The organism is Actinotalea solisilvae (genome assembly GCF_016464425.1).
In the GTDB taxonomy this organism is placed as follows: Bacteria; Actinomycetota; Actinomycetes; order Actinomycetales; family Cellulomonadaceae; genus Actinotalea; species Actinotalea solisilvae.
The window spans coordinates 116,799-136,729 of record NZ_JADDKQ010000010.1; the positions used below are offsets into that span (position 1 = coordinate 116,799).

21 protein-coding genes are annotated in these 19,931 nt (G+C 76.4%); all 21 read right to left on the reverse strand.

What is annotated here, in order from left to right:
- Positions 1-29 precede the first annotated feature (29 nt).
- The 21 genes from whiG to JIG38_RS10995 all read right to left on the reverse strand — a co-directional run bounded on the left by whiG (position 30) and on the right by JIG38_RS10995 (position 19,867).
- Positions 30-890, reverse strand: coding sequence for an RNA polymerase sigma factor WhiG (gene whiG / locus JIG38_RS10895; RefSeq protein WP_199423833.1), 861 nt, complete (start codon positions 888-890; stop codon positions 30-32).
- An 11-nt stretch (positions 891-901) separates the two neighbouring features.
- Complete coding sequence (locus JIG38_RS10900; protein WP_199423834.1) at positions 902-1,831, reverse strand: tyrosine recombinase XerC; 930 nt, start codon at positions 1,829-1,831, stop codon at positions 902-904.
- Positions 1,832-1,883: 52 nt separating this feature from the next.
- Entirely contained in the window at positions 1,884-3,128 is a 1,245-nt protein-coding gene (gene dprA / locus JIG38_RS10905; RefSeq protein ID WP_199423835.1) for a DNA-processing protein DprA, read from the reverse strand.
- Positions 3,125-4,660: a YifB family Mg chelatase-like AAA ATPase gene (locus tag JIG38_RS10910; protein WP_199423836.1), complete on the reverse strand. Its 1,536-nt coding sequence runs from the start codon at positions 4,658-4,660 to the stop codon at positions 3,125-3,127. The genes dprA and JIG38_RS10910 overlap by 4 nt, the downstream gene beginning before the upstream one ends.
- The gene (locus JIG38_RS10915) at positions 4,660-5,016 is read right to left on the reverse strand and encodes a YraN family protein (protein ID WP_199423837.1); all 357 of its coding nucleotides are present in this window, start codon (positions 5,014-5,016) and stop codon (positions 4,660-4,662) included. The genes JIG38_RS10910 and JIG38_RS10915 overlap by 1 nt, the downstream gene beginning before the upstream one ends.
- 97 nt (positions 5,017-5,113) lie before the next feature.
- On the reverse strand, positions 5,114-5,437 hold the full coding sequence (locus JIG38_RS10920; protein ID WP_199423838.1) for a DUF2469 domain-containing protein: 324 nt from the start codon (positions 5,435-5,437) through the stop codon (positions 5,114-5,116).
- Positions 5,434-6,342 (reverse strand): ribonuclease HII, encoded by a 909-nt coding sequence (gene rnhB, locus JIG38_RS10925; protein WP_307844814.1) that lies wholly within the window; start codon positions 6,340-6,342, stop codon positions 5,434-5,436. The genes JIG38_RS10920 and rnhB overlap by 4 nt, the downstream gene beginning before the upstream one ends.
- A gap of 5 nt (positions 6,343-6,347) precedes the next feature.
- Positions 6,348-7,184 (reverse strand): signal peptidase I, encoded by an 837-nt coding sequence (gene lepB / locus JIG38_RS10930; protein ID WP_372419888.1) that lies wholly within the window; start codon positions 7,182-7,184, stop codon positions 6,348-6,350.
- A 98-nt stretch (positions 7,185-7,282) separates the two neighbouring features.
- Positions 7,283-7,642 carry a 50S ribosomal protein L19 gene (gene rplS / locus JIG38_RS10935; protein ID WP_199423839.1) on the reverse strand — a complete coding sequence of 120 codons (360 nt, stop codon included), beginning with the start codon at positions 7,640-7,642 and terminating at the stop codon, positions 7,283-7,285.
- Positions 7,643-7,827: 185 nt separating this feature from the next.
- Positions 7,828-8,643 carry a tRNA (guanosine(37)-N1)-methyltransferase TrmD gene (gene trmD / locus JIG38_RS10940; RefSeq protein WP_199423840.1) on the reverse strand — a complete coding sequence of 272 codons (816 nt, stop codon included), beginning with the start codon at positions 8,641-8,643 and terminating at the stop codon, positions 7,828-7,830.
- A gap of 1 nt (position 8,644) precedes the next feature.
- Entirely contained in the window at positions 8,645-9,184 is a 540-nt protein-coding gene (rimM, locus tag JIG38_RS10945) for a ribosome maturation factor RimM (RefSeq protein WP_199423841.1), read from the reverse strand.
- 144 nt (positions 9,185-9,328) lie between these two features.
- Positions 9,329-9,568: an RNA-binding protein gene (locus JIG38_RS10950; RefSeq protein ID WP_199423842.1), complete on the reverse strand. Its 240-nt coding sequence runs from the start codon at positions 9,566-9,568 to the stop codon at positions 9,329-9,331.
- Entirely contained in the window at positions 9,568-10,029 is a 462-nt protein-coding gene (gene rpsP / locus JIG38_RS10955) for a 30S ribosomal protein S16 (protein ID WP_199423843.1), read from the reverse strand. Before rpsP ends, JIG38_RS10950 begins: the two co-directional genes overlap by 1 nt.
- 187 nt (positions 10,030-10,216) lie before the next feature.
- Positions 10,217-11,638 carry an MFS transporter gene (locus tag JIG38_RS10960; protein ID WP_199423844.1) on the reverse strand — a complete coding sequence of 474 codons (1,422 nt, stop codon included), beginning with the start codon at positions 11,636-11,638 and terminating at the stop codon, positions 10,217-10,219.
- Between the two features lie 81 nt (positions 11,639-11,719).
- Positions 11,720-12,820, reverse strand: a complete 1,101-nt coding sequence (locus JIG38_RS10965; RefSeq protein ID WP_307844815.1) for an amidohydrolase family protein — start codon at positions 12,818-12,820, stop codon at positions 11,720-11,722.
- A 69-nt stretch (positions 12,821-12,889) separates the two neighbouring features.
- A complete protein-coding gene (gene ffh, locus JIG38_RS10970; protein WP_199423845.1) occupies positions 12,890-14,494 on the reverse strand; it encodes a signal recognition particle protein in 1,605 nt (534 codons plus the stop codon).
- Positions 14,495-14,552: 58 nt separating this feature from the next.
- The gene (locus tag JIG38_RS10975) at positions 14,553-16,397 is read right to left on the reverse strand and encodes a [protein-PII] uridylyltransferase (RefSeq protein WP_199423846.1); all 1,845 of its coding nucleotides are present in this window, start codon (positions 16,395-16,397) and stop codon (positions 14,553-14,555) included.
- Between the two features lie 4 nt (positions 16,398-16,401).
- A complete protein-coding gene (locus JIG38_RS10980) occupies positions 16,402-16,740 on the reverse strand; it encodes a P-II family nitrogen regulator (RefSeq protein WP_199423847.1) in 339 nt (112 codons plus the stop codon).
- Entirely contained in the window at positions 16,737-18,101 is a 1,365-nt protein-coding gene (locus JIG38_RS10985; RefSeq protein WP_199423848.1) for an ammonium transporter, read from the reverse strand. Before JIG38_RS10985 ends, JIG38_RS10980 begins: the two co-directional genes overlap by 4 nt.
- Before the next feature lie 185 nt (positions 18,102-18,286).
- Positions 18,287-19,486, reverse strand: coding sequence for a signal recognition particle-docking protein FtsY (gene ftsY, locus JIG38_RS10990; RefSeq protein WP_199423849.1), 1,200 nt, complete (start codon positions 19,484-19,486; stop codon positions 18,287-18,289).
- 45 nt (positions 19,487-19,531) lie between these two features.
- Positions 19,532-19,867 (reverse strand): hypothetical protein, encoded by a 336-nt coding sequence (locus JIG38_RS10995; protein ID WP_199423850.1) that lies wholly within the window; start codon positions 19,865-19,867, stop codon positions 19,532-19,534.
- Positions 19,868-19,931: the final 64 nt, after the last annotated feature.

The following is a 19,931-nucleotide window of genomic DNA, read 5'->3' on the forward strand; positions in this document are numbered from 1 at the left end:
CCGGCCGCGGGCGGGCCGCGGGTGGGCCGTCAGACCCGGTCGTGCTCCTGCAGCGTCGTGCGCAGGCGGAGCATCGCGGCCGTGTGCATCTGGGAGATCCGCGACTCGGTGACGCCGAGGATGCGGCCGATCTCCGCGAGGGTCATGCCCTCGTAGTAGTAGAGGACCAGGACGAGCTTCTCGCGCTCGCCGAGGCGCTCGATCGCGCGGGCGAGGACGATCTTCATCTCCTGCGCCTCGACGTTGCCCGCGGGGTCCGTCGCGGCGGGGTCCTCGAGCGTGTCGAGGAGCGAGAGGGAGTCGCCACGCTCCGAGCCGCCGCCCAGCAGCTCGTCCAGGGCCGCCACGTTGACGGTGGAGAGCTGGGTGAACACGGCGCGCAGCTCGGTGACGCCGATCTCCAGGCGCGCGGCGACCTCCTGCTCGGAGGGTGCGCGCCGCAGCTCGCCCTCGAGCTCGGCGAACGCGCGGTCGACCGCACGGGCCTTGGTGCGCACCGAGCGCGGGATCCAGTCGATCGCGCGCAGCTCGTCGATGATGGCGCCGCGGATGCGCGAGCTCGCGTAGGTCTCGAACTTCACGGCCCGGTCGGTCTCGTACTTCTCGATCGCGTCGATGAGCCCGAACATGCCGTAGGACACGAGGTCCGCCTGCTCGACCGTGCTCGGCAGACCGGCGCCCACGCGCCCCGCGACCATGGTGACGAGCGGCGCGTAGTGCAGGATCAGCCGCTCGCGGGCACCGCGGTCGCCGGTCTCCTTGAACACCGACCACACGGACGAGACGTGCAGCGCGTCCTCGGCGCTCCCCTCGGTGTGGGGGCGCGGGACGACCTCGCCGGAGGTGCGCGTGGCGCTCTCGGCGGACTGGGCGCGGGACTGTGCTGGCATCGCGGTCCCTCTCAGGCTCGTGGGTGGGCTTGGAGGTAGGACGACCGCAGGCGGTCGGGGCTGACGTGCGTGTAGCGCTGCGTGGTGGCGAGCGTCGCGTGGCCCAGCATCTCCTGAACGCTACGCAGGTCCGAGCCACCCTGCACCAGGTGCGTCGCCGCGGTGTGGCGCAGCGCGTGCGGCGCGATGTCCTCGACGCCCGCGGCGGCCGCGGCGCGGTGGACGACCGTGCGGACCTGCCGCTGGTCCATCCGCTGCCCGCGGGTGCCCAGGAGGAGCGCGGGGCCGGAGGTCGAGGTCGCGAGCGCCGGGCGGCCCCGGTCGAGCCAGGCCGACACGGCACGGCCGGCGGGCGACCCGAAGGGCACGACGCGCTCCTTGGCGCCCTTGCCCAGGACACGCAGCAGCCGGCCCCCGAGGTCGACGTCGTCGACGTCCGCGCCGACGAGCTCGCCGACGCGCACGCCGGTGGCGTAGAGCAGCTCGAGCAGCGCCCAGTCGCGCAGCGCGACCGGCGCGCCCTCGGCGGCCGCCTCGCGGGCCGCGTCGAGCAGGTGCGCCGCCGGCGCGACGCCGAGCGCTGTCGGCAGGCTGTCCCCCGGCTGGGCCGTGACCAGGCGGACGGCCGGGTCGGTCGTGACCAGGCCCTCGTGCGCGGCCCAGGCGTAGAAGGCGCGCACCGCGGCTCCCCGGCGGGCGATCGTCGCGCGGGCCAGCCGTCCGGTGACCATCGACGCGAGCCAGGCGCGCAGCAGCGGGAGGTCGACGTCGCGCCACGCGACGCCGCGGCGACGCGCGAAGCCGACGACGTGCCGGACGTCGCCGCAGTACGCGCGCACCGTGTGCGGCGAGAGCCCGCGCGCGGCCGACAGGTGCAGCCCGAACTCGGCCACGACGGCGTCGTCGGTCGGCGCGACGAGCGCGTCGCTGGCGGGCTGCATGGCCCTACCGTGGCCCGTCGGGCGAGCGCTCACAAGGTGGACCCGCCAGACTTCACCCGCTCCCGGGCGCTTCCGGGCCGGCCGGTGTCCGGTTCGCCCGGGTGGGTCCCGGTTCCGGAGCCGGACGAATCCGGCGCCAACGCCCCGAACCGTGACCCGCGAGCCCCGCGAGCTCCAGGGCGCCGAGAGCGGCGGCGACCTCGGCGAGGGGCAGCCCGGCCACCCGTACCAGGGCGTCGACCGTGGTGGCGCCGCGCGCCGGCAGCGCGTCGAACGTGCGCCGCGCCGCGTCGTCGAGCCCGCCGAGGTCCGGCCGGTCGTCCGCGTCCCGGTGCGCTCTTCCCGCCGGGGCCGTCGGGGCCGGCGCACCCGGCGCGTCCACGAGCTCGAGCACCTCGCCCACGTCGGTGACGCAGACCGCGGCGCCCTCGCGGAGCAGCCGGTGGCACCCGGCGGACGCCGCGGACGTCACCGGGCCGGGGACCGCGCCGACCGGCCGGAGCAGGCCCGCGGCGTGACCCGCGGTGCTCAGCGCGCCCGAGCGCCACGCGGCCTCGACGACGACGGTGGCGCACGCCGCGGCCGCGATGAGGCGGTTGCGCTGGAGGAACCGCGTGCGGCTCGGCACGGAGCCCGGCGGCACCTCGCTCACGCAGGCACCACCGCCGTCGGCGATCGCCGCGAGGAGCCGGGCGTTGCCCGCCGGGTAGGGGCGGTCCACCCCGCCCGCGAGGAACGCGACCGTCCGTCCGCCGCTCGCGAGCGCGACGCGGTGGGCGACGGCGTCGATCCCGTAGGCGCCGCCCGAGACGACGGTCCGGCCCGCGTCCGCGAGCCCGCTCGCGAGCTCGCCCGTCACGTGCTCGCCGTACGGCGTGCAGGCGCGTGCGCCGATGAGCGCGACGCCCCCGCCGGTCAGCCCGCCGAGCCCTGCCGTCCCGCGCACCCACAGGCACGCCGGCGCGGCCGGGCCGAGGTCGGCGAGGCCCGCGGGCCACCCAGGGTCGCCGGGTACGAGCAGGATGCCGCCGAGCCGCGCGAGGTGGTCGAGGTCGCGCCGGGGGTCGCACGACCCGAGCCGGGTCACCCAGCGAGCTGCCGCCGCGCCGAGCCGGCGGCCGGCGTCCCCGCTGCCCTCCGGCGCGACCGTCCCCCCGGCCGCGAGCGTCGCGCGCGCGTCCCGCAGCCAGCCGAGGGCCTCGTCCGCGCCGAGCGAGGCGACGAGGGCCCCCGCGACGACGTCCCCGGGCTCCGTGAGCCGGCTCCAGGCGGCCCGCGCGAGCGCGTCGGGCGTCATGCCGCGCCCTGCCCGCGGGTGCGCAGGAGGAGCGCCTGGCCGACCTCGGCGGGGCCCGGCCGCTCGAGCCCGCCGAGGTCCGCGAGCGTCCACGCGACGCGCAGCACCCGGTCGGCGCCGCGCAGGCTCAGGAGCCCGCGGTCGAGCGCGCGGTCGAGGTCCCGGTGGGCCCCCGGACCCGGTCCGTGCGAGCGGAGCCACGCCCCGGGCACCTCGCCGTTGGTGCGCCACGGCGTCCCCGCCAGGCGCCTGCGGGCGGCGGCACGGGCACCGGCGACCCGGGCGGCGACGGGTGCGGTCGCCTCGGGCGCCGCGCGCGCCGCGCGGTCCGCGCGGGTCACCGGCAGCACCTCGAGCTGGAGGTCCACCCGGTCGAGCAGCGGCCCCGAGAGCCGCGAGAAGTACCGGCGCCGCGCGAGCGCGGTGCAGTCGCAGCCGAGGCCCTTGCCCACGGCCCGCCCGCACGGGCAGGGGTTGGCGGCGAGAACGAGCTGGAACCGCGCGGGGAAGCGCGCGCTCCCGCCCGCGCGGTGGATGACCAGCTCGCCGTCCTCGAGCGGCTGGCGGAGGGTCTGCAGCACGCGGGGCGAGAACTCCGGGGCCTCGTCCATGAACAGCACGCCGCGGTGCGCGCGCGACGCCGCACCCGGCCGCGGCATCCCCGAGCCGCCACCGACCACCGACGCGGGCGTGGCGGTGTGGTGGGGGTTCTCGAACGGCGGGCGCCGCAGCAGGCCGTCCTGCGGACGGAACGTGCCCGCGACCGAGTGCACGGCCGTGACCTCGACGGCCTCGCCCTCGTCGAGGTCGGGCAGGAGGCCGGGCAGGCGCTCGGCCAGCATCGTCTTGCCCGCGCCCGGCGGGCCGACCATGAGCACGTGGTGACCGCCCGCGGCCGCGACCTCCAGCGCCCAGCGCGCCGCGCGCTGCCCGACGACGTCGGTGAGGTCCGGCGCGCGGCGCGGCGGCACGGGCACCTCCTCCGCGAGCGCGACCTCGACGTCCGGCACGTCGTCCAGCTCGGCGCCGTGCTCGACGGCCACCTCGGCGAGGCTCGCCGCGGCGCGCACGACCGCACCGGGGACCAGCCGTGCCTCGTCGGCGTTCGCCGCGGGCACCACGACGCGCGGGTGCCCGGCGGCCACCGCCGTGGCCACGGCGGGCAGCACGCCGCGCACCGGCCGCAGTCGCCCGTCGAGCCCGAGCTCGCCGACGTGCACCCAGTCCGCGACGCGGACGGGGTCGCACACCCCTGCCCCGGCGAGGGTCGCGACCGCGATCGCGAGGTCGAACGACGCGCCCGCCTTGGGCAGCGACGCGGGCGAGAGGTTGACCGTGATGCGGCGCTGCGGCCAGCCGAGGCCCGAGGACGTCACGGCCGCGCGGACGCGGTCCCGCGCCTCGGCCAGGGCCGCGTCGGGCAGCCCGACCAGCACGAAGCCCGGCACCGACGCCGCGAGGTGGGCCTCGACCTCGACGACGTGGCCCGTGAGCCCGACGAGCGAGACGGCTCGCGTGCGTCCGAGGCCCATCAGAGCACCCCCGTGAGGTGCTCGACGGTCGCGGGACCGCGCCGCGCGGTGCGGACCGCGATGACGTCGACCCGGACGCTGCGCGGGTGCAGGTCGTGCCCGGCGAGCCACTCCGCGGCGAGCCGGCGCAGCCGCGCGAGCTTGGCGTGCGTGACCGCCTCGGCCGGGTGCCCGTAGCCGTCGCCCGACCGCGTCTTCACCTCGACGACGACGAGCTCGTCGCCCTGCAGCGCGACGATGTCGAGCTCGCCGGCCCGGCCGCGCCAGTTGCGGTCGACCACCTGCCACCCGGCGGCGGCCAGGTACGACGCCGCCACGTTCTCCCCGTACCGGCCCACCGCGTCCTTCGCCCGCATGGCGACCACCTCCCGGCGCCAGACGCTGGCAGCGGGGGGCGGGCCGCGGTCGCAGGGACCGCGGGGCCTGGGGACGAGCGCCGGCCTGGGGACGACCTCAGCGGCGGAAGGGACCGCCGTCGGGCAGCTCGAGCTCGTTCTTCGCGAGCTCCTCGACGTTGACGTCCTTGAACGTCACGACGCGCACGGACTTCACGAAGCGCGCCGAGCGGTAGACGTCCCACACCCAGGCGTCGTTGAGCGTCAGCTCGAAGTAGACCTCGCCCGCGGCCGACCGCACCTGGAGGTCCACCTGGTTCGCGAGGTAGAAGCGCCGCTCGGTCTCGACCACGTAGGAGAAGACGCCGACGACGTCGCGGTACTCGCGGTAGAGCGCGAGCTCCATGTCGGTCTCGTAGTTCTCCAGGTCCTCCGCGCTCACGCGTCCATCATGGACCATCGCGCGCGGTCCCCCGTCCCCCGGCCGGGACCCAGCGCGTCCTCGAGCGCGTCGTCGAGCAGCAGCGTGCCGAGGTCGTCCCCCGCGGAGCCGCCGGCGACGACGTCGTCGAGGACGGGTCCGGCGGCCACGGCCGCCGTCGGCACGGCGACCGGCTCGTCGAGGAGCGCGACGGCACCCACGGGCACGACGAGCGGCTCGCGCGTCTCGGGCAGGCGCCAGCTGCAGCGGTGCGCGGGCGTCGGGCCGAGCAGGCGCAGCGACCGGACGTGCTCGGGCGAGCCGTAGCCCTTGTTCTCGTCCCAGCCGTACTCGGGGTGGCGGCGCGCGAGCTCGACCATCATCGCGTCGCGCGCGCACTTGGCGAGCACGCTCGCCGCCGCGACGGAGGCGCACGTCCGGTCCGCCTTGATGCGCGTGCGCACCACGGGCGTCGGCGGCTCGCCGTCGACCCGGGGCTCGGGCGTCACGTCGTCGAACAGGGAGGGCTGCGCGTGCGCCGCCGCCGGCGCCGTGAGCCAGTCGTGCTTGCCGTCGAGCAGGACGAGGTCGACGGGGAGCGCGAGCGCCGCGAGCGCGCGTCGGCCCGCGAGGCGCAGCGCCGCGATGATGCCGAAGGCGTCGATCTCCTCGGGCGACGCGTGGCCGACGGCGCGCGCCGTGCCCCAGCGCCCGAGCGCGGGCAGGAGCCGCTGCCGCGCGGCGGGCGTGAGGAGCTTGGAGTCCGTGACGCCCTGGGGGCACGCGCGCGTCGAGAGGTCGACGGCGACGGCGCCCACGCTCACGGGCCCGGCGAGCGCGCCGCGACCGACCTCGTCCATGCCGACGACGACGCGGTGGCCCGCGCGCAGCAGCTGACGCTCCTGGCGCAGGTCCGGACGGCCCACGGGGCTCACTCGGCCGTCGCCGCCGGGACGTCCGCGAACGTGGCGCCGGGGTTGCGAAGCGCGCCCCAGCGGTCGACGGGCCAGACCGTCACGAACGCGACGCCCACGACGTTCTCCGCGGGGATGCTGCCGCCGCCCGGCGAGCCCTGGTTGTAGCGCGAGTCCTGCGAGTTCTGCCGGTTGTCGCCCATGACCCACAGCCGGTCGTCCGGCACGACGACGCTGAACTCGATCTCGCTCGGCGACGCGCCGGCGGCGAGGTACGGCTCGTCGACCGGCACGCCGTTGACGAGGACCCGGCCCTGCTCGTCGCAGCACTCGACCGTGTCACCGGGGAGCCCGACGACCCGCTTGATGAGGTGCTCGCCCGAGTCCTGCGGCAGGAGCCCGACGTAGGTGAGGACCGACGCCACGGTCGCGCGCCAGCCCGTGGGCCCGGGCTCCTGCGCCGGCAGCCAGCCGCCCGGGTCCTTGAACACGACGATGTCGCCCCGGTGCACGTCGAGCGGCCCGGGCGCGAGCTTGGTGACCAGGACGCGGTCGCCGACGAGCAGCGTCTGCTCCATCGAGCCCGAGGGGATGAAGAACGCCTGGACGAGGAACGTCTTGATGACCAGCGAGAGGACGAGCGCGCTGACGACGATGATCGCCGTCTCCTTGAGCCACGCGGCCAGCGCCCCGCCGCGGCGGCGTGGCGCCTCCGTCGTGCCCGGCTCGGGCGTCCCGGCCTCGCGCACGGCCTCCGCCCCGCGCGTCCGGGTGGCCTCGGACGCCACGGGCGTCGTCGTCGCGTCGCCGTCGGCGGGACCGGAGCGGCGGGCGGGCGAGGCGGGCGACGTCACCCCACCAGGGTGCCATGCCTGCCGGGGCCCGGCGGCCACCGGGGACGCCGACGGGCGGCCACCCGTGGGGTGACCGCCCGTCGTGGGAGTCGGATCGCTCAGCGCGGGGCCGGCGTCTCGCGCTTCTCCTTGATCTTCGCCTTCTTGCCGCGCAGCTTGCGCAGGTAGTACAGCTTCGCGCGGCGCACGTCACCGCGCGTCACGACCTCGACGGAGTCGAGCGTCGGGGAGTGCACCGGGAAGGTGCGCTCGACGCCGACGCCGAAGCTCACCTTGCGGACGGTGAACGTCTCGCGGACGCCGCCGCCCTGGCGGGCGATGACGACGCCCTGGAACGCCTGGATGCGCGAGCGGTTGCCCTCGACGACCTTGACGTTGACCTTGAGCGTGTCACCCGGGCGGAAGTCCGGGATGTCGGAGCGCAGCGACGCTGCGTCGACCGAGTCGAGAATGTGCATGGTGTCACTCCCCCGCGCTGCCACAGGTCAGGCGCGTGATGCTGGGCAGCCGGGCTGCCTGGACGGATCAGGTGGTGGGCACGTCTGCGACGCCGCGCTGACGCGGCGGTGCTGTGTGGCCGCCTCCCCTGTGGCAGAGGCGCAGCCGACGTACCGGGCCAAGTCTGCCACACGGCTCCGCGCGGTCACGACCCGCGCGGGTCCGCGGGGACGGGGCCGTCCGGGCCGACCGTCCACCCGACGGCCTCGAGCGCGGCCCGGTCGGCGCGGTCGAGCGCCTCGGGCGCGAGGCGTCGCAGCAGGTCGGGGCGTCGCTCCGCGGTCCGCTCGATCGCGCGGTCCCGGCGCCACCGCTCGATCCGCGCGTGGTGCCCCGAGAGCAGCACGTCGGGCACGTCGTGGCCCCGCCACGACGGCGGGCGCGTGTAGACCGGGTACTCGAGCAGCCCCGCCACGCCGTGCGACTCCTCGACGAGCGAGTGCGGGTTGCCCACCACCCCGGGGAGCAGGCGGGCGACGGCCTCGACGACGACCAGCGCGGCCACCTCGCCGCCGTTGAGCACGTAGTCGCCCAGCGACAGCTCGGTCACGCGGACGCCGGACGCGCGGTAGTGCTCGACGACGCGGGCGTCGATGCCCTCGTAGCGACCGCACGCGACGACGACGTGAGGCACGCCCGCGAGCCGCTCGGCGGTGCGCTGGGTGAAGACCTCGCCCGACGGTGTGGGGACGACGAGCTCGACGTCCCCCGCGCCGGCGCCGGCGCCGGCGGCACCCGCGAGGACCTCGTCGACCGCCAGCCCCCACACGTCGGGCCGCATGACCATGCCGGCGCCGCCGCCGAGCGGCGAGTCGTCGACGGTGCGGTGCCGGTCGGTCGTCCACGCGCGCAGGTCGTGCACGCGCAGGTCGAGCAGCCCGGACGCGCGCGCCTTGCCCACGAGCGAGAGGTCCAGCGCGGCGAGGTACTCGGGGAAGATGGTGACGACGTCGACCCGCACGTCAGCCCTCGTCCCCGGCCGGCTCGTCCTCGTCGACGGGGTCCGACGCGAGCAGCCCGCGGGGCGGGTCGAGGACCACGCGGCCCCCCGCGACGTCGACCACGGGCACGATCGCGCGCACGAACGGCACGAGCGTGCGCGCGCCGTCGGGCTCGCGCAGCACGAGGGCGTCCTGGGCGGGCAGGTGCTCGAGGCCGACGACCTCGCCCACCACCGTGCCGTCCGCGAGCTCGGCGCGCAGGCCCTGCAGCTCGTAGGGGTACCAGGCGTCGTCCTCGTCGGACGCGGTCACGTCGACGACCAGCTCGACGCCGCGGAGCCCCTCGGCGGCGGTCCGGTCCGACGCCTCGGCGAACGTGAGGTACCACCGCCCGTTCTGCTCGCGCGTCCGGGTCACGGTCAGCGGCCCCGCGCTCGCGGGCACCGTCGTGAGCACCGTGCCGACCGCGAAGCGGTCCCGCGGCGCGTCCGTCCGCACGTCGACACCCACCTCGCCGCGCAGGCCGTGGGCGCGACCGACGGTCGCGACGGTGAGCTGCATGGGGGGTCCCTTCGTGCGGGTGACCGGCAGCTCGGTGGAGCGGCCGGCGGCGTGCGGGTGCGGCGGGGCCCGGTCCTCGCCGGTCGCCGCAGGCACAGGTCAGGCCCGGCCCCCAGGGTAGGGGACCGGGCCTGGCCGGGTCGTTCAGCGGCGGTCGACGTCCACGACGTCGACCCGCACGGAGCCGTCCGCCGAGAGGGCGCTGACCACCGTGCGCAGGGCGCGCGCGGTGCGACCGCTGCGCCCGATCACGCGACCGAGGTCCTCGGGGTGCACCCGGACCTCGAGGAGCTCACCGCGGCGCAGCGAGCGCGCCGTGACCCGGACGTCGTCCGGGTGGTCCACGATGCCGCGGACCAGGTGCTCCAGGGAGTCGGCGAGCATCAGGCCTGGTCCTCGGTGGCGGCCTCGTCGGACGTGGCCTCGTCGGCGGCCGGGGCCGACGCGGCGGCGGCCTTCGCAGCCGCCTCCTTCTCGGCGGCCTGCGCCTTGGCCTTCTCGGCGGCGTCGGCGGCGGCCGCGATCGCGGCGCTCGCGTCGGAGCCCGCGGCCTTGTCCTTGACGCGCAGGGTGCCCTCGGTGCCCGGCAGGCCCTTGAACTTCTGCCAGTCACCGGTGATCTTGAGGATGGCGAGCACCTGCTCGGTCGGCTGCGCGCCGACGCCGAGCCAGTACTGCGCACGCTCCGAGGTGACCTCGATGAGCGAGGGCTCCTCGGTGGGGTGGTACTTGCCGATCTCCTCGATGACGGCCCCGTCGCGCTTGGCGCGGGAGTCGGCGACGACGATGCGGTAGTACGGCGCCCGGATCTTGCCGAGGCGCTTCAGACGGATCTTGACGGCCACTGTGGTGGTCTCTCCTGGTTCTGCTGCGGGTGGTCTCCGCGCGCCGGGCCTGTGGGGTAGGTGGGCGAGGTGACCGAGGGACGCGGCGACGTGCGGGTAGAGGGGCCGTCCGTGCCGGGTACAGCGGGCCATTCTGCCAGACGCACGGGGCCGTCGGCGCGCGGCGCCCACGCGCGGCGCGCGACGGTCAGGCGGAGCGCCCCGGGACCGCGGGCAGCTGCTCCTGCAGGGCCCTGCCGCGCAGCTCGGGGAGCGCCAGCGCCCCGGCCGCGGCCAGCACGAACGCGGCCGCGAAGACCGCGAACGTCACCTCCGTGCCGCCCGCCACGAGCAGGGGCGGGACGGTCAGCGGGGCGATGATCGAGGCGATCCGCCCGAAGCCGGCCGCCCAGCCCGAGCCGGTGCCGCGGAGCGCGGTCGGGTAGATCTCGGGCGTGACGGCGTAGAGCGCCCCCCACGCGCCGAGGTTGAAGAAGGACAGGAGCATGCCCGCGACGAGGACCGCCGTGGTGCTGCCCGCCCAGCCGAAGAGGCCGGCCGCGACCGCCGAGCCGACGAGGAACGAGGCGAGCGTCGCACGGCGTCCCCACGTCTCGATGAGCACCGCGGCCACGGCGTACCCGGGCAGCTGCGCGAGCGTGATGACGAGCGTGTAGCCGAACGACTGCACGAGCGAGTAGCCGGACGCGACGAGGATCGACGGCAGCCAGATGAACGCGCCGTAGTAGGCGAAGTTCACGCCGAACCACACGAGCCACAGGGCCGCGGTGCGCCGCCGCATCGCGCGCGACCACAGCGCGCCGGGGCCCGACGGGCCCGGCGTCCCCGGCGCGGCGTCCGGTGCGGCCCCGGCCCCCGCGTCGTCGACCGCGGCGGCCGTGGGACCGGGTGCCGGCACGTCCGCCGGGCGCGCGCCCCGGCGCAGCGGCGGCGACGCCTCGAAGGTCCGCACGACCTCCTCGGCCTCGGCGGTGCGTCCCGCGCGCTCGAGGAACCGGACCGACTCGGGCAGGCCGCGCCGCACGACGATCGCGTAGAGCGCGGGCACCGCGCCGATGACCAGGCCCCAGCGCCAGCCGTCGTCGGACGCCTGCACGACCGTCCAGCCGATGACGGCGGCGAGGATCCACCCCACGGCCCAGAACGCCTCGAGCAGCACGACGAGGCGTCCGCGGATCCGGGCGGGCGCGAACTCGCTCACCAGCGTCGACGCGACGGGCAGCTCGGCCCCGAGCCCGACCCCGACGAGGAAGCGCAGCACCATGAGCGACGCGACGGACCACGCGAGGGCCGAGGCCCCGGTCGCCAGGCCGTAGACGAGCAGCGTGAGCGCGAAGACCTGGCGCCGGCCGATCCGGTCGGCCAGCAGCCCGCCGACGCTCGCGCCGAGCGCCATACCCACGAAGCCGACCGACGCGATCCACGACATCTGCGTCGGGCTCAGCTCCCACTGCACCCGCAGCGCGGCGATGACGAACGAGATGAGCCCGACGTCCATCGCGTCGAGCGCCCAGCCCACCCCGGAGCCGACCACGAGCCTGCCGTGGCGGCGCGTGAAGGGCAGCCGGTCGAGCCGTTGCGGACGGGTGGGGGTCGCGACGTCCTGCATGGGGGCAGTCTGGCGTGCTGCGCGCGCCTGCGCTGCCCGGTCCGCCGCGGGCCCGGCGGACCCCTCCTGCGTCACCGCGGGTCAGCCGCCGGCGACGACGGCGCCGCGCAGGACGACGGCGCGCGGCGCGGCGAGCACCGCGATCTCCTCGCGCGGGTCCTGCGGGTAGACGACGACGTCGGCCGGCGCACCCTCGGCGATGCCCGGCGCGCCGAGCCAGCGGCGCGTGCGCCACGACGCCGCCGCGACGACGTCGGCGGCCGGGACGCCCGCGTGGACGAGCTCGGCGGCCTCGTCCGCGAGGCGGCCGTGCTCGAGCGTGCCGCCCGCGTCGGTGCCGAGCAGGAGGGGCACTCCCGCGTCGTGCAGGTCGCGCACGTGCTCGTGCCGCCGCGCGTGCATGCGGCGCATGCGCGCCGCGAAGACCGGGTACCGCCCCGCCTGGGCGGCGATCGCCTCGAACTGGCCCACCTGCAGCAGCGTCGGCACGACCGGGATGCCCCGCCGCGCGACCTCGTCGATGAGCTCGGGCGTGAGCCCGGTGCCGTGCTCGATGCAGTCGATCCCGGCCGCGAGGAGCCCGGGCAGCGCCTCGGTGGAGAACGTGTGCGCCGTGACCCGCGCACCGCGGGCGTGCGCGACGTCGACCGCGCGGGCCAGGACGTCGTCGGGCCACAGCGGGCGGAGGTCGCCCTCGGCGCCCAGGTCGCGGTCGATCCAGTCGGCGACGAGCTTGACCCACCCGTCCGACCGCGCGACCTCCTCCGCCACGGCGGCGGGCAGGTCCGCGACGTCGGCGAGCTCGCGGCCGTAGTGCCGCAGGTACCGCTTGGGCCGCGCGAGGTGGTGGCCCGCGCGCAGGATCCGCGGCAGGTCCGGGCGCGCGTCGACCCAGCGCGTGTCGGCGGGCGAGCCGGCGTCGCGGATGAGCAGCGTCCCGGCGTCGCGATCGGCGACCGCCTGCGCCTCGGCGACCTCCGCGCTCACGGCGCCGTCCGCGCCCAGGCCGACGTGGCAGTGCACGTCGACGAGGCCCGGCAGGACCCAGCCCTCGAGGGTCGTCGTCGCGTCGGCCACGCGGCGGCCGCGCGGCCGCTCGAGGGTCAGCCGGCCGTCGACGACCCAGACCTCGTCGAGCTCGGTCGCGTCGTCGACCAGCACGCGGCCACGCAGGTGCAGCACGTCAGGCCGCCCGGGCGGGTCGCTCGGCCACGGACGGCAGGGTGGTGTCGAGGAGCACCGGCACAGGCCTCAGCGGCCCAGGAACTTCTCGAGGCCCGGCGGCAGCTGCAGCGAGGCCGGGTCCGGCTCGGCCGGCGCCTCCTGCCGCCCCAGGCCGAACGCCGAGCCCGACGGCGCCTTCGGGGCGAGCCCCGCGGCGCGTGCCGCGGCCTCGCGCTCCTGCTGCGCGCGCTTGGCCGGGTTGCCCGACTTCGCCTTGCCCTTGCGCGCGGGGGCGACGGTCCGGCCCCGGGCCTTCTTGCCGCCCATGCCCGGGAGGTTGCCCATGCCCGGGACGGGCATGCCGCCGCCGCGCGCCATCTGCTTCATCATCTTCTGCGCGCCGGCGAAGCGCTCGAGCAGCTGGTTGACGTCGGTCGTCGTCGTGCCCGAGCCGCGCGCGATCCGGGCGCGGCGCGAGCCGTTGATGATCTTCGGCGCGCGCCGCTCGGCCGGGGTCATCGAGCGGACGATCGCCTCGATCCGGTCGACCTCGCGCTCGTCGAAGTTCTCGATCGCCTCGCGCATCTGGCCCATGCCGGGGAGCATCCCGAGCATCTTCTTCATCGAGCCCATCTGGCGCAGGCCCTGCATCTGCACGAGGAAGTCCTCGAGCGTGAAGTCGTCGCCGCTCGCGAGCTTGCCGGCCATCGCCTCGGCCTGCTCGGCGTCGAACGCGCGCTCGGCCTGCTCGATGAGGCTGAGGACGTCGCCCATGTCGAGGATGCGCGACGCCATGCGGTCGGGGTGGAACACCTCGAAGTCGGTGAGCTTCTCACCGGTCGAGGCGAAGAGGATGGGCCGGCCGGTGACGCTCGCGACCGACAGCGCGGCGCCGCCGCGCGCGTCGCCGTCGAGCTTGGACAGGACGACGCCCGTGAACCCGACGCCGTCGGCGAAGGCCTGCGCCGTCGTCACGGCGTCCTGGCCGATCATCGCGTCGATGACGAAGAGGATCTCGTCGGGCTGCACCGCGTCCCGGATGTCCGCGGCCTGCTGCATCATGTCGGCGTCGACGCCGAGGCGGCCCGCGGTGTCGACGATCACGACGTCGTGCTGGCGGCTGCGGGCGAGCGCCACGCCCTCGCGCGCGACGGCGACGGGGTCGCCCGCGGGCGCGAGCAGCTCGTGGCCCTCCTGCGCGCCCGGGTGGGGCGCGTGCACGGGCACGCCCGCGCGCTCGCCGACGACCTGGAGCTGGGTGACGGCGTTGGGCCGCTGGAGGTCCGCCGCGACGAGGACGGGCGTGTGCCCCTGCTCGCGCAGGTGCAGCGCGAGCTTGCCCGCGAGCGTCGTCTTGCCCGCGCCCTGGAGGCCCGCGAGGAGGATGACCGTGGGCGGGTTCTTCGCGAACCGCAGCGGGCGCTGCTCGCCGCCGAGGACGCCGACGAGCTCGTCGTTGACGATCTTGACGACCTGCTGCGCCGGGTTGAGCGCGCCCGAGACCTCCTCGGACAGCGCGCGCTCGCGCACCCGCCCGGTGAACGCCCGGACGACGGGCACGGCGACGTCGGCGTCGAGCAGGGCCCGGCGGATCTCCCGCACGGTCGCGTCGATGTCGGCCTCCGACAGCCTGCCCTTGGTGCGCAGGTTCTTGAAGGTCGACGTCAGGCGGTCGGACAGCGTGGCGAACACGGGATGGGACCTCGCGGGCTGGTGACGAGCGGGCCGGCGGCCCGCGGACGGCGGACCCTCAGGGTACCCGGAGCACGCCGCCCGGCCCCGCGCCGAGGCGCGCCCGGGCACGGCCCGTGAGGTCGTCGACGAGGCGGGCGCGCCACGGGGTCCAGGTCGCGGGGCCGGCCGCGGACGCGTCCGCCTCGGTCAGCGCCCGCAGGACCTCGAGGAGGTCCGCGCGCCCGTCGACGGCCGCGAGGAGCTCGTCGACGGTCGCCGGGTCGTCCGGGTCCCGCTGGGTCGCGAGCTGCGCGAGCGTGAGGTGGTGCCGCACGAGCCGCGCGACGTCGGTCCCGCGGTCCGGCTCGAACCCCATGCGGCCCAGGATCGTGGGCACCAGCGCCGCGCCCTCGACGCTGTGGTCCTGGGCGCCGGGCCGCTTGCCGATGTCGTGGAGCAGCGCGGCGACCAGCAGGAGGTCGCCGTCGGCCACGGAGCGGCGGCTGCGGGCCGCCCGGACGGCCGTCTCCACGAGGTGGCGGTCCACGGTGTGGCGGTGGATCGCCGAGCGCTGCGGGCGGTTGCGCACCTGCGCCCACTCGGGGATCCACGACGTGACGACGCCCGCGAGGTCGAGCGTCTCCCACACCGGGACCTGCGCGGGCCCGCTCGCGAGGAGCGCGAGCAGGTGCCCGCGCGCGACCGCGGGCCACGGCTCCGGCAGCGCCGGCGTCCGGGCGATGCTCGCGACCGTGACCGGCGACAGGGGCAGCCCCGTGCGCGCCGCCGTCGCCGCGGCGCGCAGGCCGAGCAGCGCGTCCTCCTCGGGCTGCACGCCCGCCGCGAGGACCAGCTCGCCGTCGTGCTCGACGAGGCCGTCCCCGACCGACCGCAGGCGCGGCGCGGCGCGGCGGCCGCGGACGAGCACCGGGCGGCGCAGCGACGGCCTGGCGAGCGCCTGGCGGGCGTGGCGGACCGTCGTGTCGAGCGCGTGGGAGACGGTGCGGCCCGCCTCGGCGAGGCCCGCGAGCAGGTCGTCGGCGTCGTCCGCGCCGAGGAGCGCCGCGACCTCGTCCTGGTCGGCCCGTCCGAGACGGTTCGTCGCTCGGCGCGTCACGAGGTGCAGCGCGTCGCGCACGTCGAGCAGGTGGGCGTAGGCGTCGTCCACCGCGCCGTGCGGGCGGTCGGTCAGCCAGGTCGCCGCGAGCGCGAACACCACGACGGCGTCGCGGATCCCCCCGCGCGCCTCCTTGAGGTCGGGCTCGACGAGGTAGGCCAGCTCGCCCGAGCGCTCGGCGCGCGTGCGCGTCGTCGCGAGCAGCTCGGGCAGGCGGCGTCGCGCGGCCGAGCGCCAGTCCTCGAGCAGGGCGGTGCGGGCGCGCGCGACGACCGTCCGGTCCCCCGCGACGTGCCGCAGGTCCAGCAGCCCGACGGCGGCCGGCAGGTCCGCGGACGCGACCTGGCGGCACTGCGCGAGCGAGCGCACCGAGTGGTCGAGGTCGAGCCCCGCGTCCCACACGGGGTACCAGAGGCGCTCCGCGAGCGCCGCGACCTGCGCCGCGCCGTGGCTCCGGCCGTCGTGCACCAGGAGCAGGTCGAGGTCGCTCGCCGGGCTCGCGTCCCCGCGGCCCAGGCTCCCGACGGCGCCGAGCGCGATCCCCTCGGGGCCCAGGTCGCCGACGACCTCGTCCCACAGCTCGGCCAGGCGCGCGACGGCGAGCTGGGCGAGGGCGCCCCGCCGCACGGCGCCGTCGGCGCCGGGGCCGGTCATCCGTGCCGCGAGCCGCAGCCGGTCGGCCTTGAGGTCCCGCACCCCCACGGACGCGGCCTGGTCGGCCGGGTCCGCGGGGGGATGCGGGACCTCGAGGGAAGGGCTGCCGACCGCGGCGTCCGTCTCGTCGACGGGCGGTCGTCCGTTCATCGCGCTACAGCGCGTCCACGCCGTGCTCGCCGGTGCGCACCCGCGCCACGTCGTCCACGGGCACGGTCCAGACCTTGCCGTCGCCGATCTTGCCGGTCTGGGCCGCCATGATGATCGCGTTCGTCACGGCGGTCGCGTCCTCGTCGTCGACGAGCACCTCGACCCGGACCTTGGGGATGAGGTCCACGGTGTACTCGGCGCCGCGGTAGACCTCGGTGTGTCCCCGCTGCCGGCCGTAGCCGCTGGCCTCGCTCACCGTCATCCCGCGGATCCCGGCCGCCTCGAGCGCCGACTTCACGTCGTCGAGCCGGTGGGGCTGGATGACTCCCGTGACGAGCTTCATGCGTTCACCTCCGTCGTGGGACGGGCCGCGCCCGCCGCCGTCGTGTACTCGCCGCTGCCCGAGCCGATCCGGGCACCGCCGAGGGTCTCGTACGCCGCCTCGCCGTGCACGGCCAGGTCGAGCCCACCGACCTCCTGCTCGTCGGGCACGCGGATCCCGATGGTCGCCTTGAGCGCGAGCGCGATGACCGCCGTGAGGACCGCGGAGAACACGACCGCCGCGAGCGCGACGACGACCTGCGTGACGAGCTGCGTGACGCCGCCCCCGTAGAAGAGGCCGTTGAGGGCGCCGTCGGGGTACCAGGTGCCGTTGACGCCCTCGCCGACGTTCGCGAAGAGGCCGATGAGCACGGTGCCCGTGAGGCCGCCGACGAGGTGCACGCCGACGACGTCGAGCGAGTCGTCGTAGCCGAACCGGTACTTGAGGCCGACGGCCAGGGCGCAGAGCACGCCGGCCACGAGGCCGATGGCGAGGGCGCCGAAGGTGTCGACCGCCGCGGCGGCCGGGGTGATCGCGACGAGGCCCGCGACGACGCCGGACGCGGCGCCGAGCGACGTCGCGTGACCGTCGCGCACCTTCTCCGTGACCAGCCAGCCGAGCATCGCGAGGCCCGTGGCGACGAGCGTGTTGAGCCACGCGCGGCCCGCCGTGCCGTCGGCCGCGAACTCCGAGCCCGCGTTGAAGCCGAACCAGCCGAACCACAGGAGCGCGGCGCCGAGCATGACGAACGGCAGGTTGTGGGGCCGCATGGGCTCCTTGCCGAAGCCGCGGCGCTTGCCGAGGACGATCGCGAGCACGAGGCCCGCGACACCGGCGTTGATGTGGACGACCGTGCCGCCGGCGAAGTCGATGGGGACCGAGAGCCCGGCGGTGATGCCGTCGGCGCCCAGCAGGCCGCCGCCCCAGACCATGTGCGCGACGGGGATGTACACGAACGTGACCCACAGGCCCGCGAACACCATCCACGCGCCGAACTTCATGCGGTCGGCGACCGCACCCGAGATGAGCGCGACCGTGATGATCGCGAAGGTGGCCTGGAAGCCGACGGCCACGAGGGCCGGGACGCCGGCGGCGGCCATGAGGCTCTGCTCGTCCGTGATCGCGTTGACGCCGAAGTACTCGGCCGGGTTGCCGATGATGCCGCCGATGTCGGAGCCGAACGTCGCCGAGTACCCGTAGAGCACCCAGATGACGCTGACGAGGCCGAGGGCCCCGAAGCTCATCATCATCATGTTGAGCACGGACTTGCCGCGCACCATGCCGCCGTAGAAGAACGCCAGGCCCGGCGTCATGAGCAGCACGAGCGCGGACGCCGTGATGATCCAGGCAGTGTTGCCTGAGTCCAGAACGAACTCTTCCATCAGATCGCCTCTCCCTCGCCAGCCGGGCGGCTGGTCCGGGACCAGAGTCCTGGAGCGCTGTTTCTGCCTCCGACGCCCCGCGTTACGGCGCGGTGACAAGACCTGCGGGCGTGTGAACGTCGTGTTTCCGGCGCGTCGCGATCGTGCAGACGCCGATCAGGCCCCGACCGCGGCGGCGTGCCGTCTCAGCCCTGGAGCAGCCCGTCGACGAAGGCCTCGGGCTCGAACGGCGCGAGGTCGTCGGGCCCCTCGCCCAGGCCGACGAGCTTGACCGGGACGCCCAGCTCCCGCTGGACGGCGACGACGATGCCGCCCTTCGCGGTGCCGTCGAGCTTGGTGAGCACGATGCCGGTGACGCCCGCGACCTCCCCGAACACGCGCGCCTGGTTGAGGCCGTTCTGGCCGGTGGTGGCGTCGAGGACCAGGAGCACCTCGCGCACGGGCGCGCCGCGCGAGATCACGCGCGAGATCTTGCCCAGCTCGTCCATGAGGCCGGCCTTGTTCTGCAGGCGGCCCGCGGTGTCGACGAGCACGACGTCGGCGCCGTCGGTGATCCCGCGGCGCACCGCGTCGAACGCGACCGCGGCCGGGTCGCCGCCGTCACGGTCCGAGCGGACGGTGGGGACGCCCACGCGCGCGCCCCACGTCTGGAGCTGGTCGGCCGCCGCGGCGCGGAACGTGTCGGCGGCGCCGAGGACGACCGAGCGGCCCTCGGCCACGAGCACGCGGGCGAGCTTGCCGACGGTCGTCGTCTTGCCCGTGCCGTTGACGCCTACGACGAGGACGACGGCCGGGTGGCGCCCGTCGCCGTCGGGCAGGTCGACCGCCGTGAGGTCGAGCGAGCGGTCCAGGGCCGGGTCGACGAGCTCGAGCAGCTGCTCGCGCAGGAGCTCGCGCACCGCGGCGGGCTCGCGGACGCCCAGGACGCGCACGCGCTCGCGAAGCCGGTCGACGAGCTCGCCGGTCGGCCCGGCGCCGACGTCGGCCAGGAGCAGGGTCTCCTCGATCTCGTCCCAGTCGTCCTCGGTGAGGTGGTCGCGCGAGAGCACCGCGAGCAGTCGGGTGCCGAGCGGCGAGCCGGAGCGGGCGAGGCGCTCGCGCAGCCGGACGAGCCGGCCGGCGACGGGCTCGGGCCGCTCGAGCGCCGGGACGGCCTCGGGGACCTCGAGGGTCTCGGCCTCCTCGGGCGCGGGCCGCTCGAGGACGTCGGTCCCCGAGCCCGCCGCCGGCGCCCCGGGACGGGTCGTCGCGGAGGGTCCGGCGGGCCGCGTGTCGGCCGGGCCGGTGCCCCCGCCGCGGCCGCGCCGGCGGAGGCCGACCGCGCCCAGGCCGAGCACGGCGAGCACGGGGAGGGCGACGAGGAGGTAGTCGGAGAGCTCGTTCACGTCGTCAGTCTCTCAGGCGTCCGGGACGGGCGTGGCCGACGCCGCTCAGCGCCGCGTGAGCTCGGGCGCGCGCCGCGCCCTGCCCGTCGCGCGGCCGAGCGTCTGCACCAGCTCGTCGGCCTGGACGTAGTCCCGGTCGTCGGGGCGACCGACGGCGAAGAGGTCGTCGACCGACCCGCTCTCGACCTCCGCGACCTCCGCCATCTCCTGCCGCAGGCCGGAGAGCATCCCGCGGCGCCGGTCGCGACGCAGGCCGCCCCGCAGGTCGGCGAGGAACTCCCGCGTCCCGCCCGACCGGGTGCTCGAGACGCGGGCCGCCACGACGAGCACGAGGAGGGCGGTGAGGAGGGCGACGAGGATCCCGACGACGACAGGTGCCATGCGGCCAGTATCACCCGGACATGGGACGACCGCCGGGAGCGCGGGCGGGCGCAGGCGGCATCGC